General features: G+C 60.8%; 23 protein-coding genes. All 23 read right to left on the minus strand.

The window, feature by feature from the left end:
• Nucleotides 1-2 precede the first annotated feature (2 nt).
• A complete protein-coding gene (locus EJ071_RS19195) occupies nt 3-242 on the minus strand; it encodes a hypothetical protein (RefSeq protein WP_126099258.1) in 240 nt (79 codons plus the stop codon).
• Nucleotides 239-748, minus strand: a complete 510-nt coding sequence (locus EJ071_RS19200) for a hypothetical protein (protein ID WP_126099259.1) — start codon at nt 746-748, stop codon at nt 239-241. The genes EJ071_RS19195 and EJ071_RS19200 overlap by 4 nt, the downstream gene beginning before the upstream one ends.
• A complete protein-coding gene (locus tag EJ071_RS19205) occupies nt 748-1,137 on the minus strand; it encodes a DUF968 domain-containing protein (RefSeq protein ID WP_126099260.1) in 390 nt (129 codons plus the stop codon). The genes EJ071_RS19200 and EJ071_RS19205 overlap by 1 nt, the downstream gene beginning before the upstream one ends.
• Nucleotides 1,137-2,198: a DUF5131 family protein gene (locus tag EJ071_RS19210; protein ID WP_348628109.1), complete on the minus strand. Its 1,062-nt coding sequence runs from the start codon at nt 2,196-2,198 to the stop codon at nt 1,137-1,139. Before EJ071_RS19210 ends, EJ071_RS19205 begins: the two co-directional genes overlap by 1 nt.
• Nucleotides 2,155-2,382 carry a hypothetical protein gene (locus EJ071_RS19215; protein WP_126099262.1) on the minus strand — a complete coding sequence of 76 codons (228 nt, stop codon included), beginning with the start codon at nt 2,380-2,382 and terminating at the stop codon, nt 2,155-2,157. The genes EJ071_RS19210 and EJ071_RS19215 overlap by 44 nt, the downstream gene beginning before the upstream one ends.
• On the minus strand, nt 2,382-3,947 hold the full coding sequence (locus EJ071_RS19220) for an ATP-binding protein (protein WP_189521106.1): 1,566 nt from the start codon (nt 3,945-3,947) through the stop codon (nt 2,382-2,384). Before EJ071_RS19220 ends, EJ071_RS19215 begins: the two co-directional genes overlap by 1 nt.
• A 20-nt stretch (nt 3,948-3,967) precedes the next feature.
• Complete coding sequence (locus EJ071_RS19225; protein WP_126099264.1) at nt 3,968-4,324, minus strand: hypothetical protein; 357 nt, start codon at nt 4,322-4,324, stop codon at nt 3,968-3,970.
• A gap of 199 nt (nt 4,325-4,523) precedes the next feature.
• Complete coding sequence (locus EJ071_RS19230; protein WP_126099265.1) at nt 4,524-5,636, minus strand: ATP-dependent RecD-like DNA helicase; 1,113 nt, start codon at nt 5,634-5,636, stop codon at nt 4,524-4,526.
• Nucleotides 5,636-6,313: a hypothetical protein gene (locus tag EJ071_RS19235; RefSeq protein ID WP_126099266.1), complete on the minus strand. Its 678-nt coding sequence runs from the start codon at nt 6,311-6,313 to the stop codon at nt 5,636-5,638. Before EJ071_RS19235 ends, EJ071_RS19230 begins: the two co-directional genes overlap by 1 nt.
• Nucleotides 6,306-6,689 carry a hypothetical protein gene (locus EJ071_RS19240; RefSeq protein WP_126099267.1) on the minus strand — a complete coding sequence of 128 codons (384 nt, stop codon included), beginning with the start codon at nt 6,687-6,689 and terminating at the stop codon, nt 6,306-6,308. The genes EJ071_RS19235 and EJ071_RS19240 overlap by 8 nt, the downstream gene beginning before the upstream one ends.
• Nucleotides 6,682-7,104, minus strand: a complete 423-nt coding sequence (locus tag EJ071_RS19245; RefSeq protein WP_126099268.1) for a hypothetical protein — start codon at nt 7,102-7,104, stop codon at nt 6,682-6,684. The genes EJ071_RS19240 and EJ071_RS19245 overlap by 8 nt, the downstream gene beginning before the upstream one ends.
• The gene (locus EJ071_RS19250; RefSeq protein WP_245459921.1) at nt 7,101-7,784 is read right to left on the minus strand and encodes a hypothetical protein; all 684 of its coding nucleotides are present in this window, start codon (nt 7,782-7,784) and stop codon (nt 7,101-7,103) included. Before EJ071_RS19250 ends, EJ071_RS19245 begins: the two co-directional genes overlap by 4 nt.
• Nucleotides 7,784-8,131, minus strand: a complete 348-nt coding sequence (locus tag EJ071_RS19255) for a hypothetical protein (RefSeq protein WP_126099269.1) — start codon at nt 8,129-8,131, stop codon at nt 7,784-7,786. Before EJ071_RS19255 ends, EJ071_RS19250 begins: the two co-directional genes overlap by 1 nt.
• The gene (locus EJ071_RS19260) at nt 8,128-8,703 is read right to left on the minus strand and encodes a DUF1643 domain-containing protein (protein ID WP_126099270.1); all 576 of its coding nucleotides are present in this window, start codon (nt 8,701-8,703) and stop codon (nt 8,128-8,130) included. The genes EJ071_RS19255 and EJ071_RS19260 overlap by 4 nt, the downstream gene beginning before the upstream one ends.
• Complete coding sequence (locus tag EJ071_RS19265; RefSeq protein WP_126099271.1) at nt 8,700-9,140, minus strand: hypothetical protein; 441 nt, start codon at nt 9,138-9,140, stop codon at nt 8,700-8,702. Before EJ071_RS19265 ends, EJ071_RS19260 begins: the two co-directional genes overlap by 4 nt.
• The gene (locus EJ071_RS19270) at nt 9,137-9,373 is read right to left on the minus strand and encodes a hypothetical protein (RefSeq protein WP_126099272.1); all 237 of its coding nucleotides are present in this window, start codon (nt 9,371-9,373) and stop codon (nt 9,137-9,139) included. The genes EJ071_RS19265 and EJ071_RS19270 overlap by 4 nt, the downstream gene beginning before the upstream one ends.
• The gene (locus tag EJ071_RS19275; RefSeq protein ID WP_126099273.1) at nt 9,370-9,927 is read right to left on the minus strand and encodes a hypothetical protein; all 558 of its coding nucleotides are present in this window, start codon (nt 9,925-9,927) and stop codon (nt 9,370-9,372) included. Before EJ071_RS19275 ends, EJ071_RS19270 begins: the two co-directional genes overlap by 4 nt.
• Nucleotides 9,927-10,442: a single-stranded DNA-binding protein gene (gene ssb / locus EJ071_RS19280; protein WP_126099274.1), complete on the minus strand. Its 516-nt coding sequence runs from the start codon at nt 10,440-10,442 to the stop codon at nt 9,927-9,929. The genes EJ071_RS19275 and ssb overlap by 1 nt, the downstream gene beginning before the upstream one ends.
• Complete coding sequence (locus tag EJ071_RS19285; RefSeq protein ID WP_126099275.1) at nt 10,442-10,675, minus strand: hypothetical protein; 234 nt, start codon at nt 10,673-10,675, stop codon at nt 10,442-10,444. Before EJ071_RS19285 ends, ssb begins: the two co-directional genes overlap by 1 nt.
• 50 nt (nt 10,676-10,725) lie before the next feature.
• Nucleotides 10,726-11,193 carry a DUF5662 family protein gene (locus EJ071_RS19290; protein WP_126099276.1) on the minus strand — a complete coding sequence of 156 codons (468 nt, stop codon included), beginning with the start codon at nt 11,191-11,193 and terminating at the stop codon, nt 10,726-10,728.
• Nucleotides 11,193-12,314: a DNA polymerase III subunit beta gene (dnaN, locus tag EJ071_RS19295; RefSeq protein ID WP_126099277.1), complete on the minus strand. Its 1,122-nt coding sequence runs from the start codon at nt 12,312-12,314 to the stop codon at nt 11,193-11,195. Before dnaN ends, EJ071_RS19290 begins: the two co-directional genes overlap by 1 nt.
• Nucleotides 12,311-13,198 (minus strand): hypothetical protein, encoded by an 888-nt coding sequence (locus EJ071_RS19300; RefSeq protein ID WP_126099278.1) that lies wholly within the window; start codon nt 13,196-13,198, stop codon nt 12,311-12,313. The genes dnaN and EJ071_RS19300 overlap by 4 nt, the downstream gene beginning before the upstream one ends.
• The gene (locus EJ071_RS19305; RefSeq protein WP_126099279.1) at nt 13,195-14,406 is read right to left on the minus strand and encodes a hypothetical protein; all 1,212 of its coding nucleotides are present in this window, start codon (nt 14,404-14,406) and stop codon (nt 13,195-13,197) included. Before EJ071_RS19305 ends, EJ071_RS19300 begins: the two co-directional genes overlap by 4 nt.
• Nucleotides 14,407-14,891: the final 485 nt, after the last annotated feature.

Genomic DNA, 14,891 nt, shown 5'->3' on the forward strand with positions numbered 1-14,891 from the left:
GTTCAGAAGTCTCCATCATCTCGCTGGTCGGCAGCCATGCGCTTGTCGTCGCGGCGCGCTTCCATGAGCGCATCGGGATCTGGCTGGCTCTCTTCCCAGGCGCAGACGCCGCCGGTGTCCTCGTCCAGTTCGCACTGCCTCGGCGAGTAGGCACCGCAGAATGGACAAAGTTTGCCGCCGCGGGACTCGTAGTCCTCTTCCGGCGTCATGAGTTTCCATGCGTCATAGCCGGGGATGCTCATGAGCGCGCTTTCGGGTCGTCGAATGTAGGTCGCCAATGCGTCGGTGCGAGACAGGCATTGGTCCACGGGTGTTCGATCACAGGCGCCCAACGTTTGCCGCGCCATATCATTTCAATGATGCCATGCAGGCTTTCTGCCGCGGTGCACCAAGCGAGTATGCGCTGATCATCGATCTTTGGCGCTGAATCAATTGGTTGCCATCCCTCGGCATCGATCGGCTCATCTGGTGCTTCCGCCACCGCCATGACCTCCCGCGCCAGCTTGAGCGTCCTCTCGACCGTTCCATGGCACGGTCCGGCGACAAACTCACCGCCGGCGGGAAGACCTCTTTCCGCCAAAGCTGCTCGCCAAGAGGCTGACGCGGATGACATGAGCGCGCCATAGCCAATGCGGCTGCCTAGTTCGCGAACCGCGTCGCCATGGACGGAATCTACTCTCGGAGGATGCTCGACAAGGCTCAGCGTCTCAATGCACTCCCTGAGCGCCGCTATCAGTGCGGAATTCATTATGCTCTCCTCGCGTTTCGAATGATCAGTTCCCCTTGCTCATCGTCACCGGTGACGTTGTAGAGAGCCAGAGCGACGCGGAGCGGATCGATGCCGTGCTTGGCCCAAAAGGCTCTCTCGGCCATGGAATGCTGCTCACGATGCTTCTCGGGGCTGAGGGGCAGCGACCATCGATCGTCCGGCTTTTCTGCCTTCCCGGTCTCGCGCTTGGCGTAGGCCGGATCCTCGTATCGAACATGTGCGGCTTCGACCGGACGTCTGCCGGTGATCGCGCACGGCAGCGTGCGGATCCACTTCAGATGGGCGCCGTCTTCCTTGCGCGGCCGCTTCTGGCCTTTGGCCGGCGCGTTGGCGAAGGCTTCTCGCTGGTAGGCAATTCGAGAGGCCATCAAGCCACCTCTGGGAAGGCGTTGTGCTCGCGCGCATCGAGGAGCCGGCCGGAGTTGTGCTTCCCGACCTTGACCATGCATGGCCCCGGCCCCCATCCGCCTGGTCCGGCGGTGTTCCATGGATACTCCGTCGGAAAATCGCGGCCACCGAAAAGCCGATTGGTCCTTCCGAAGCCGCCTTCGCTCAGAACGCCGTAGCGGACACCGTCCTTTGTGCGGGTGTACTCCCAACCGCCGCCCATCTGCTCATGCGATATCCACTCGCCATTTTGTTTGTGATGGTAGGCAACACCTGCGGCCGCGCACTGATCGCGAAGTCTGCGGAACCATGCTGGATCCGAGGGCCGAGCTTTGTGGTCGCCTTGGTCAGTCTCGCCGCCGGTGATGACCCACTCGATTCGGCGAAGGGTTTCGAGGCCAGGTGAGAAATGGCCGTGCTCGAGAATGCCTGCCGCCACATCGAGAGGATTGTTGGACATCGCCCATCCAGCATCGACTGGCCCCAAAAGCGGCTCGAAAGATCCGAAGGCGAATGCTGCCCGCAAGCGGCTCGCGGCGATGAGTAGGTGCGGCAGATTGATATCGGCTCGCTTCTGATCCTCGCATGTCGCACCGAGCGCGCAGTTTGGCGGAAGGCCGCCGGCCTCCTCGCTCATGCGGACCATGTTCTGCGGCCGCTTCGATAGGAACAGGAAGATCAGGTTCGGACATTCGCGGCAGAGGTCGAGGAGATCCTTGCGCCATGCTGGCGGCACCTGGTTGTCGAAGATGTCGGCGAGCGACGCGCAGAAGATGAACCACTTCTCACCGGCGTTCGCGGCGTCGCGATGCCATTTCCTGACCTTGTTCCAATTCGTCGGCACCGTGCGCACTCGGTCGCCGTGCGGCCCCCACTTGACCTTGCCATAGCGCTTGTCCATGAGAGCTTCGGCGTAGCAGCCATCGCAGGCCGGCGAGACCTTGGTACACCCCATCCATGGATTGAAAGTGTGTCGGGCCCATGAGATCGCGGTATTTTCAGCCACTGTTGGCTCCTTCTCTGACGGCCCTCGCGAGGGCATCTTCAGCGTTCGATAGATCGATCAGTTTCGCTCGGTATTCGGTGTTTCCTATCGGGTAGATGGATGCCTTGATGCACTCCGCCCTTGCGCGTTCCCATTCGATTGCTGCGTCAAGCATGCGCTCGGTCTTCTCACCTGGTGGCGTGTAGAAATCCGAAAATGATCCGATGCCCTCGATGCTCATCACAGGAAATCCGGTGACAGGCGGTAACCGCCGTCGGTCTTGACGATCAGGTCGAGCGCGGCGAGTTCACGAAGGCCGCTGCTGAGGCCGCTGGACGTGCGCGAGACCTCCGCGCGGTCAGCGATGGCATCCAAGTCCATCTCGGCGCCCTTGGCGGCCTCTAGGGCGGCCAGCATGCGGGCGTAGGACGACGGCAGGCGCTCCTTAAAGGCGGCGAGTCCGGGAGGCGCCGTGATGCCAGCCTCAGCCTCCACAGCCACGTAGCGGCCGTCGCCGCGGTCTTGGATGCGTGGAGATGCCGCCGCCTCGATCAGATACTTCCGGAATGCGCTCGATCGAGATGACAGGCCGGCGCGCTTGGCGGCGACCTGTAGGCTGATGCCGAGGGGGTAGGCGGAGACAACAGCGTCGACCACCTTGCGCGAGCTCGGCGACATGGGTAACTCGGCCGTTTTCACGCCGGGGATGAATTCCTTTGGCTGTGCATTCAAGTCAATGGGGGTGTAGTAGACAGTTTCATCCCGCCCCCTCGCCATGTCGACGCCAACATGGATCTTCGGCGGACGCGGCCGGTCGAGGAACTCCTCGAGCGCCGTCCTGATTGCCTCGGCGCCGGCGGCGAAGCCGTCTTCACGCCCCTTGTCCAATCCCTCGCCATAGCCGCGCGTGTAGCCTCTGCGCTCAGCAGTTGCGATTTCTGATGGGTCGGCGCCGCGGACTTTCTGATCGGGCGACTTCTCCGGCGTCGTCGGCTCCTTGGATGCCTTCACGAGCTCCGCCAGGGCGCGCTGGATGGCGGCAGGTGTCGCCGACGGCAGAACGGTGCTGCCGGGCTTTGGAGCCTCCGTGGAGGCCTTGAATAGACGATCGCGCACCGGTGTCGCGGCGAGAGCGGGACCGACGACATAGAACTCGCCCGGCTTGAACGCCTGCATGTCGACGGCCTCGTCAGACCTTGATCCGAAACCAAGTAGGTCGGCCACCGCCCGACGGTCGGCGCTCTGCTCGACGCGGCCAAGGAACTTGTTCTCACACTGGCCGAGCAAGTCCTTGTTGATCAGACTCAGCCGCTGGGTCGCAAAGATGGCGCCGAAGCCTCGCTTGCGGCCAGCGGTGGCGAGATGCGTAATCGCTTCGCTGGAGGCCACCACGCCTTGCTGGGGCGCCCACAGATGTGTCTCGTCGAGCATGACGATGGTTGGGTGCCACAGGTCCGACTTGGCGCGCATCATGCCGGCGACAAACCGGCCGATGAACGACCGCTTCTCCTCCAGCGTCCAATCGCCGATTTGCAGGATGGTCGACACTCCGACCTTCAACAAGGTCAGCGCCAGGTCACCGGCGTCCTGCGTCTTGCTCAGTGGCGCGTCACCGTGGTCACCGCCGATGATGGCGTATTCCCGCTCCGGCGTGCGAAGAGTATGGAACTCGTCCTCGACGTCGAGGATCAACTGCTGGAACTTTCCATAGGTCGCTTCGAGTAGCACGCGGGCACCGTTCGACTTGCCGGATCCGGATGCGCCTTGAAGGATCGACCGCTGGCCGCGGAACGTCTCGAGGTTCAATTCGATGTTTGCTGCAATCTTCATGGCGTCTCGTTCCCAAGGCCGATGTCGGCGAGAAAATTCTCCAACCCTTCCGGCTTTTGTGGATCCCGGAAATAGGCGGCAATCTCCGCCCAGTTCTTCCGGGCCTGTCCGTCAATCAAATTCCCGAGCATGTTGATGCGGTATTGCGGCATCGTGCCGGCGGCAAAGCGCTTGTCGATCAGTCGGCTCAGCCTCTTGTCGCGCCGGCTCAGAGTCCGGAACCTATCGGCGATCGCCTTCGGAAGCAGGTTCCAACACCGACGGCAGATGATGTCGGTCGACTCGCCGTACTTGTCCTTTGGTGCCGTGCGGCCGCAACGCGGGTTGATGCAGCAGATCCTGTCGCCGGTCATCCAATCCATTCCCTTCCGCATGATGCCGCCAGCGCCAGGCATGTTGCCCGGCGCAGTTCGCCGGCCAGCGGCTTCCATTCCTTGTGCGAAGTCCGCCTTCTTTCCATCTCACTCATGATCGTTTCGCGTCGCAGTTCAGCCGCGGCAGCCTCGTGGTGCCTGATCTGTTCATCGGCGAAATCGAAGAGCGAAGGCTGGCTCACATCACCACCGTGATCTTCTCAGCGGCGCGCGTCAGTCCGGTGTAGAGCCATCGCGCACGGCTATCGGCGAAGGCGCTGCTTTCATCAAACAGGCAGACGTTGTCCCACTGGCTGCCCTGCGCCTTGTGCACGGTCAAAGCGTATCCATAGTCGAATTGCTGAGTCCCGCGCAGTTCCTTCCAGTCGACCTCATTGAGGCGACCCTCAAAGCATTCTTTGCGCGCCCTGACTTTGACTGGCGTCGTCATCTCGAAGTCGATGGACGTCACGTCCATTGCGACGCAATGGTCCTCAATGTGTCCGGCGCGGCGCTTGGCGACGTGGAGGACGTTCCATAGTCCGCCGTTGAACAGGCCAAGGGTCCGGTCGTTCTTGAGGCAGACAAGCCGGTCACCCTTCTCAGGCAGCACCTGCTTGCGGCCAAGGATCTCTCGCATGCGCTGGTTGTAGCCGGCTCTCGTCTTGTTCAGGCCGACCAATACCTGATCGGCCTTCATGACGTGGTCCTGCACCAGGTAGGACCGCTTGATGACTTCGCTCGCGCCATAGACTCCGTATCGGAGGCTCCCGCCCTCCCGCACGATCGTGGCCATCTGGATAATAGGGCTCTCAGCCGCCTGTCTGTGGATTTCCGTCAGCATGACGTCCGGGTCGCACTCGGTGAAGAACCCGGCGCCGGGCGAGACTGGCGGCAACTGCGCCGGATCGCCGAGGACAAGGACCGGGATGCCGAATGAAAGAATCTCTTGGCCGATGTCCTGATCGACCATCGAACACTCATCAATGACCAAGAGCGCCACGCCTTCGAATTCGCTCTTATGGCGGAGGATGAACTTGGTGGCGCCGGTCGTCTTGTTCACGTCGACGGCATAGATCGTGGAGTGGATGGTGCTGGCATTCAGGCAGCCATTCTTCCGCATCATCATAGCGGCCTTGCCGGTATAGGCGGCATAGAGCACTCGGCCATTCAAGCCTTCAGCAAAATGCCTTGCCAGCGTCGTTTTCCCGGTGCCGGCGTAACCGAAGACTCGGAACACCTGCTTTTCCTTAGCCTTATGCCAGGCGCTGACGGCGTCGATCGCGGCGGCTTGCTGTGGAGAGAACTGCATCAGGCCGCCGCCTCTCGCTCAAACAATCCCATTTCCTCGAACTTGAAGAAAAGCTTTTTCATCGTGATCAGATCAGACCATGCGTCGCGCAGGCCTTCATGGGCCGACTGGCCGAGAATGATTGATCCGGCCTCGTCGAGTGACGGCCATTTGTAATCGCCGCCGCCTTCAAACTCGCTCGGCAGCTTGCACAGTTGCTGCGCATAGGGCTTCTGCAGGTCGACGAACTCGATCAGCGGCCGGGTAAGCCAAAGGCGGTCATAGGCGTCTGACTTCTTGCCGCTTGCCAGCGCGAACCGCGCAAAGAGCGATGCGACGACCATCCGGTCCATGTCGCCGAAAGTGACGACGCGCATGTGTGAATCAAGGGGCGCAGTCTTGAGCATGTCCGACAGGGCGCCCAAGACTCGAGGCTCTGGTATGCCGACCTGCGAGCTCGCGCGCGCCGTGATGCCGTGCACCTTCTCGGCGTTCTCCTTGATCGTGCGCCCATCGCTCTTGATCAGATGGGTGAATGCGTTGAGCATCGTGCCAGAGCGATTGCAGAGGGCTGCGGCAATTTCAGGACACCATGGTTGTGCAGAATCGTCGATGGAGATGTCCTTACGGTACAGCCCCGAGGTGTGGAGTTTGAGCAGGAGAATGTCAGGCGCGGAGGTGTCGCGATGCTCAGTCATCGTAATCCCCGCCGTCGTCGTCCCAATAGGTTCCGATCTCTTTTTCGAGTTCGTCATTTTCTCGCTTGATGCAGTCGTCGCAGACGTCATAGACGCGCCCGGCCATGCCCTCTTCATAGTCGCGCCTCGGCCGAAGGCGCGGCATGTGCTGCTTGCACCAGTCGCAGACTCCGGACCAATCTGTGTTCTTCATCTCCTCGCGATAGGCGTCGAGACACTCCTGGCACATGTCGTTCATCTCACTGCCGAAGCTATCCGTCTCGCCTTGGATGCGAGCGACCGCCGGTCTATCGGGATGATCGTCGCACATAGTGCCGTCCGGGAAGTCGTGGCCTGAGCCGGGCAGCGATGAGATGGGTCCGGTGACGTCAGCCATTGGTCTCTCCGAAAACAGCAAAGGCGTTTGCTATGGCCTGGGTGATTGTATCGCCAGTGAACTCGCGCTCCTGAAACTCAGTCCAGTCCGCACAGACGATGACCTTTGAGTTTGCTTGACCGTTGAAATCCGGATTGTCGCAAACCAGCGTGATCGAGTTGCCTTCACCCTCACGGAAACGTTCAAGCATTGTCCAGTTGCGACCCGCCTGCTGATAGCGATTGTTCGCCTCGAGCAGATCCTGAACTCGACGCTTGTTCCCTGCCTCCATGGCGGCGCTGACGGCAGCGCACATCATGCGATACTCATCGGCATTGTCGGCCTTCAGTCCGGCCACGTAGTTGTCAGGGATTCGCTCGTCGATCACCTTCATGAAGGCCAGCACGCCGGCTTCCAGATATTCCATGTCGGTCATGGCTTCACCCGGTCGATGTTCTGCTTGATGACGTTGAACGACACGGCCACGATCCACGGGTTTGCTGCCCAGGCGTATGCGCCGCCGGCGCGATCTTTGTTGAGATGGTCCCAGAGATTCGCGTAGAGCGTTTTCCCGTGGCCGGAGATATGCCTGCCACCGTCGATCTCTCCGCAATCTTGGACGCCCTCGGCCCACGCGTCGATCTCGTTGATCGCTTGGAGGCGCTGGACGCGGACATCAGTAACGATCAGAGTAAGGCGAGAGGCCCACCGCGGCATATGCATGCCGGGGACTTTGCGGCCTCGCCGTCCCGATGGGCGCTTGCCGCTATAGTTGAACAGATCGCACCATCGGTCGCCGGCTTCGCGCGTGTTTGCGATAGCAAGGAAGGCGTTGTCGGCGAGATAGCGAACACCATCTGATCCGTCCGCCAATTCTTCCGCCATGCAAACCTCACGGACATAGAGCCGGTCGCCGATGGCGAAGCGCGGGAGTGCGATTGGCCCTCCACATTGCTGCCCATATTTGCCTATCGGCCAAGTGAGACCAAAAAGCTTGGTCTCCACCACTTCGGCATCCCAGTCAGGCTGAGGTGTGATCACCCGCCGGGTCTGCGTCTTGCGAGACTCGAGCAGCGCTCGGACCATCGGACCTGAAAAGAGGATGGGCCGATCCATCAGCGGTTCCACCACGGCGTCTGCGGCTCCGACCAATTGGCTCCATAGCTGACGCTGGTCATCGGCGGCCTTTCGATGGCACCGAACGTCCTGATCGTCGGTGACGCGGGTTCCGGATCGCTCTCATTGGCCCGGGTGATGTAGCCTTCCAGCTTCGCCACCTCGAGACACTTCGCCATGAGTTCGGTCTTGAGGGATGCGATTGACGCGGATTGCTCATCCCTTTCCTTGAGGGTCAGCTTCGCATTCGCCTCGCTGCTGACCATCCTTTGCCGGAGTGCGGTGTTCTCGGCTTGCAGTTTCTCGATCGTAGATTCGAGATCGGACTTCGTCACTTTCTTGCTCATGCTGCCTCGCGAGGGTAGGGGAGAAGCGGCGCGCCGCCGCGGACGTAGAGCGGATGCCTGGGGGATCCATCCTTGGTGTATCCGACGCAGTGGAGTTTGATGCCGGCGTTGCGGAGGATCACCTCGACAGCAATCGCGTGCGGCCGCAGAACTGGCGGCAGCGCGCCCCATGCTGCGATGACAACATCGGCGCTACGCGCATAGGCCTCGATCTTGTTATAGTTCACCAGGCTGCACCGCTCGTCCGGCGTCATCGAAAGCAGCGCCTTCGGATCTGTCGACCGGTAGTCCATGACGTTGGTCTTGATGTAGCGGTTGAGGCCGAGCATCTTCTTCGTGTAGGCGACTTCTCGGCGGACGGTCGGATCATCGACATCCCATCCAGCCACGCTCGGATTCATGCCTATCCAGAGTGCGTAGTTGCCGTCGGTCGGCGTGAGAATGTCGCCCCACCAGCGACCGAGATGATGCCGAAACTGGCCACGATCGCCGCCGAACGAAGCGTCGCCATCCATGCCTTCCGGGAGCCGGAGTTTGACTTTGCCGCCGGCGTCATGTGCGATCGTGTTCATGCAACCGCTCTCCAGTTAGGGAAGGGGATTTCTTGATCGCGTGACCACCAGGTATAGCGCCAGCCCTGAAAGCCCTTGATCGGCTCAGGGATAGTCACCGCCACGGCGTCACCACGACGGCAGATGCACCACTGGTCGACGGCGTGATAAGGAGGCGACGCATCAAGATCGGCCACGTCCAAGTAGACACCGCCTGGCGGCTGGCAGTCGTGCTTCGGATCGAAGCTAAGCCCGCGCAGCGCCGTGACCGGCGCATAGCCTCGCAGCCGGCCATGGGCGACGACATAGAGGCGATCGCCAACAGCGATCGGCGGCCGCGCGCGCGATGTCATGTACCAGCCCCATTCGGTCCCAGACCAAGCGGCGCCGGCCGGGTCGCCTTCCGCGATCCATTCTTCCCAGGAGGCCTTGGGGCATGTGACGACGAGGTCGCTCATTTTGCCTGCACTGGCGGCTGGGCGATATCGCCATCGGCATCCATCATCGGATTCGTCGGCCAGCCGAGAGCGCGGATGTTCAGCGAACGCAGCCTGCGGTTATAGGCCAAATAGGCGTATCTGAACGGTGTGGTCAGAATGGCCTGCACCGTCCAGCAAACCGGCCAAATCCCCCAAGCCAAGAAGAAGGTGACCAACGGATGAGCGCCGGCGAACGTGTAGAAGTCGCTCATGCCGCCACCTTTGCAGTGGATTGATTGATTTTGGCGGCTAACGCAACAAGGCTGGCTCCCAGTGATGCAAGGTCGCCGTTGTTTCCCAAGCTGATGTCGTAGGGATAGTTTTCGACATTCGCGTCGGCAGCATTGGTGGAGACCTGCTCGGCTGCCGCACGATCGACGAAGATCGTCAGGAACTCGACCGAGTCAGGGAGCAATTCCTTCGTGAGCGCGATCGCAGCCGGCTCGCGAACATGCAGAAAGATGACATCCTTGCCGGAATAGCCGATATCAAGCCTCGCCAGCGCCGACGACACGCAGGAGCGCGTCACCCAATTATCGTACCCTTCCAAGCAGGCCTTCATGTTGGCGAGGAGATCCCGCTCTGCCGTCGTCTTCTTGTCGACTGGAATGCCAAGCCCTCGCAGCACGTTGCGGATCGGGTCGATCGAACTGATCGCTCCGGTAAGCCATCCAAACTCCTTCAAGACCTCAGAGAGGCCATTGACGACGGTGTCCTTGCCCGAGCGCGGATGCCCATTCACGACGACGACCAGTTTCCGCTGCATTAGCGCCACTCCGGAGAGAAGGGTATCTCGTCGTCCAACCCGCCACCGCCAAAGCCGCCGCCGCCGGACGAGCCGCTGTCGCGGGAGGACTGGTTGCTGCGCGATCCGCCACCGCGGTCGTCCTGGCGCTCACCGCGGCCACCACTGCCCCGCCGATCGTCATCGCCGCCGCCGGACAGCATGATGAGCGATCCGCCAAAGTTCTGAATCACAACCTCGGTCGAATACCGGTCATTGCCATACTGGTCTTGCCACTTGCGCGTCTGCAGTTGACCTTCGATGTAGACCTTCATTCCCTTCTTCAGATACTGCTCGGCCACCTTGGCGATGCCGCCGAAAATGACGACATTGTGCCATTCGGTCTTTTCGCGCTTTTCGCCGGTCTGTTTGTCGCGCCAAGTTTCCGACGTCGCGATGCGCATGTTGGCGATCGGATCGCCGGAGTTGTTCTTGCGGATGTCCGGATCGGCGCCGAGATGACCTATCAATTGGACCTTGTTCAGACTGCCAGCCATCAGATGCCTGCTTTCCTGTTGAGGGCGGCATTGACTTCGTCAGCCGTCGCGTTTCGATCTTCAGTGAGGTACTCGTCAACGATGGAAGTACATTTGCTGCACAAACACATCTCGGCTTGAACAGACGAGAATCCACCCTCCCGCGGCGAACCAGAGCGAACGCTGTTGACGGCCATATCGTACAATGACCAGCCTTCCGGTGTTGCTTCTGCCGCATCCATGTCGAATGTCATGGGAGCCGAGCATCCATCGCATTGGAAGTGCGCTCTGATCGTCGACAGGGTCATTTCCACGCCCACCCGAGTTCGGACGCCGTGTTCCTCAAGATGTCGGCGAGCATCGGGGGGATTCCGTACTTCTTGACCGAATAGGAGAGGTTCATGGGCTCGCCGCCGTCACGCTCGACATTGGCGGCGCGCCAGTCACAGAACATCTCGACAAGACTCATCAGCGTCATGCCGGCCATGCCTCTGCCGATGTGCGCCTCAGGATGGTGATCGTTGTTCGCGTAGTGATGCGTGATCATGTCGCCGAGCATGGCGGTGCGCCGGCGCGCCTCGTCGGAGCCATAGGGCGCCGGACCTTCCTTCTCGATCAGAGTCAGCAGCGCATCTAGCGGCCCCTTTTCGGTCGGCGTGAACTTCGACGCGTCGTGCACCTCGGCCCGGGCATCCATCAGATCGCAAAACTGATGGATAGACGCCCGGACCAGGGCGATGTGGTTGAGGATGCTTTCCGTCGAGTCGACCATCACCCGACTCTCATCGGCATGAGGACATAGACCGACGCCGGATCCTTGTCAGTCGTGATGACTGTCGGACTACCCGGATCGATCAGGCTGATGCGGGCATCGCCGGTGCCGATCACCGTCATGATGTCGCTCAGATACTTGGCGTTGAAGCCGATCTCGAGCGGTTCGCCGCCATACTGGACGTCGACATCCTCTTCGGCCGACCCATTGTCGGGGCTGTTGACGGTCAAGCTCAGATGCTCGTCGGTAAAGGTCAGTTTGACCGCGCGGCCGCGCTCGGACGAAACCGTCGTGACGCGATCGGCCGCCGCCGACAGAATCTTGGAGGCGACGATAGCGATGCGATTGCCGATGGCGGGTATGACGCGTTTGTAGTCCGGAAAGGTGCCATCGATCAGTTTCGATACAAGCACCGTGGTGCCGACCGTCACACGGATCTTGTTCTCGCTCACCTCGACCTTGATCGGATCGGTGCCGGCGACCTTGGCCAGGGTGATGATCTCACTGATTGTCTTGCGCGGAACGATGATGGGCGGAAACCCGTCGACGTCGCCATCTGGCTGTCGGTATGACGTCGCCAGGCGATGGCCGTCGGTGGCCACAAAGGTGATGGCATCCGGCTGGGCGTCATCCACGTTCCAGAAGACGCCGTTGAGATAATATCGCGTCTCCTCGGTCGAGATGGCGAATTGGACCTTGGAGAGCGCCTCGAGCAGCGCGTCGCCGGCGAACTGGATGGTGTGGGAATAGTTGCCGTCGGTCATCTGCGGATAGTCGCTATCCGGCAGCGTCTGCAGTCGGAACTTCGACCGGCCGGCACCGACGCTGGCGACCTGGCCATCCGGCTCGCTCTCGAACATCACCTCGGAGCCGGGTGCCATCTTGCGCAGGATGTCGCTCAGCAGCTGTGCCGGCACACTCGTCGCACCCGGTCGCGCCACGGCGGCGCCGAGCGCCATCGTGATCTCGAGGTCGAGATCGGTGGCGCGCAGTTCGATACCGTCCTGCTTTGCCGAAACCACAGCGTTCGATAGGATTGGAATGCTATTGCGGCGCTCGCATATTTTTTGGACGGCGGCCATAGCCGCGGCGAAGGCTTTTGCGTCGGCGACAAACTTCATAGCGGAAAGAGCTCCTGGTTCTCATAGGCCGACACCGGCGGCAACTCCTGCGCCGGCGGTGTTTCCGGCAGGTTGTTGGCGCGGAACTGTCGGTTGAGGTCGACCCGCTCGTTCTCGAGGCGCTGGTCGATCTCGCGGCGTTCCATCTCGCGGCGGACGGTGAAAACGACGTCTTCCCCGAAATCCTTTTTCAGGATCCGGGTCAGCATCGACCATTCGACGTCTTTCCACGGCGTCCCCTTGCCGCCGTTGTAGTAGGTGTCGCCGATCTTGCAGGTCGGGATAGGGGCTGGGTTGTTGGTGAACTTCACCAATTGCTCGATCGAATGACCGGCGTTCAGCATGTCTCGGACGGTGTGCGCCGTGACGTAGGAGTCGGGCTGCGCGCGGTGCGGAGGCATACACAGTTCTCGCACGATGCCTTCCGGATTCAGGTAATAGCGCAGGCCGTTGTTCTTGAACGTCGGCGACTCCGGATAGAGATTGAGAGCGCAGCGGTACGTATCGATCCACGGGGCATTGCCGGTAATCTCTTCGCTCAGCCATTTGCGCTCGAACTCGGCGCCGTGGGCGGCGTAGGCGATCACGTCGACGTTGAAGACCAGCGGATGAACCTCGCGCCACACTGGCGAATTGATAACATCGCAGTCCATGATGTGATGAACCGCCATCGTCTCGGCCGGGATCGGCTGCATCGGATTGACCAGGAAGCCTTGGCCCGGCCGAACCTCCCACTGCGTCGGCTCGCCGAAAAGATCGGTTCGGGTCGCAACGACGTCTGTGTAGCCGATCTCGACGATGCCGTTCGGTTCGGGCTCCGGGAAGAGTGTCTCAAGGTCGACAACGCGCACGCGCGCCACCGGAGCCTCAATCATGTCGCTCATAGTGCATTGTCTCCGGCAAATGATGTGTCGATTTGGGCGTTGATTTCGTCCAGCAGTCCTTCGGCGCTCAACTCGCCTTTCGCGCGGGCCATCTCCTTGTCGTAGATGGACTTCGCCAGCGCACGATCCTTGCCCTTCGGTGCGCCGCCGTTCTCCTGCCAGAACTGGGCGGAGGCTTTGTCGACATTGCCTTCGGTCTGCATGCGTGCCAGGCTGGACGCATATTTCTTGAAGAGTTCGGCGGGAAGACGCTGGGCGGCTACCTCCGTCTTCCCGCCGGCTTCGTCATGGCCCCGTTCGGCGGAGCCCTGCGACGAATTGGTGGAGCGGCTGTCATCTGAGCCCGATGAGTGTTCGCCGCTCCTGCCAGCATCGTCAGATGCCGGCTTTGCTGAGGCCGCTTTCGCGGACGACGTAGATTTATTAACCGTCGTTTCGCGCTGTACCCCAGTGTTCAAAATCTCTCCTGTCTTCTGGTCGACTACATCCATCGCGACCTGACCGGAGTTGGTCAGTTTCTTCACATTGTCGGGATCGAAGCCGTCGGCGGATTGCTTGCCGCCGAAGCGTGAGGCGAGTGACGGCGTGATGTCGCGTGCGAGCTGCGCGTCGCGCTCCATGCCAATCGCCAGGATCTCGTCATCACCGAGAACGCCGAGGATTGCCGACGGCTTATGAAGGCGCGCCCACTCCCGGGCGCCGCGGTAGGCGAGCATCTTGTCGAAGGTGGATGGGCGCCACGGAGACCCATCCCCGGTCGTCTTCCAGTCCTTGACCGTTCCTTCGATGATCAGTGGCCGATCCGATCCCGGTTTCATGCCGCTGATTTTGATCTTGCGGTCTTCGCCGGATCCGGTCCACTCGTATTGAAGGTCGATTCCGTAGCGAGACTCGAGCACCGAGGAGATGACCTTGCCCTCGAAGCCGAGTTTCCCATGGACGATTGCTGCGCATGCGAGTAGCGCAAATGGTGAGATGTTCCAACGGTCAGCCTGCTCGACGACGGCGAACACGTTCGCAACCACAGCCTCGTGCGGAAGATCCTTTTTGTTGTTCTTACTGCCGGTTGTCCTTAGAGACTCAGGAACGAGTGTTGACTGAGCCATCCGCTCGGCCAGCGTCCAGAGATATTCAAGGCGCTGCGGATCGATCGCCGCCGACGGTCGGAAGGTTTCGACGGGTTCGTTTATCGTCGTGATCTCGTTCATGCTGCTGCCTTCTTTTTACTGATGCGACGATTCTGCATCTGCTCTGCTGTTGTTGCCCACCGGCAGTTGCTGGGTTCATAGTTGCCGTCGTTGTCATCTCTTTCGATGGACAGATCCGGTGACGGCCGGCGTCCAACGTCAGCGATGAAGCATTCAAAACCAGAGGCCGAACCGTCGCCAAATCGCCACCGATCGCAGACCATTATTCCCCTGGCCCCATAGTTCCTATACGATTCAGTCTTCGGCCGATGGCATCGGTTAATCATTGCTCTCCAGATGCCCCATTCAGGCCATCTCGACCCACGCTTCGTCGCTCCGTGGCGCAATCGTTTCTCGGCTGCTTGTTCCTTTTGTAGGCAGCCGCAGGATCGCGCCTTTCCTCGTCTTAATTGTTGCCCCACGATAACCGTCGTGGCACCGCAGTCACAAAGGCAATTCCACGCAGCCTTATTTCTGAGGGAACCAGATCGTGCCATAACCACAAG

Source organism: Mesorhizobium sp. M1B.F.Ca.ET.045.04.1.1 (assembly GCF_003952465.1).
Taxonomy (GTDB): domain Bacteria; phylum Pseudomonadota; class Alphaproteobacteria; order Rhizobiales; family Rhizobiaceae; genus Mesorhizobium; species Mesorhizobium shonense.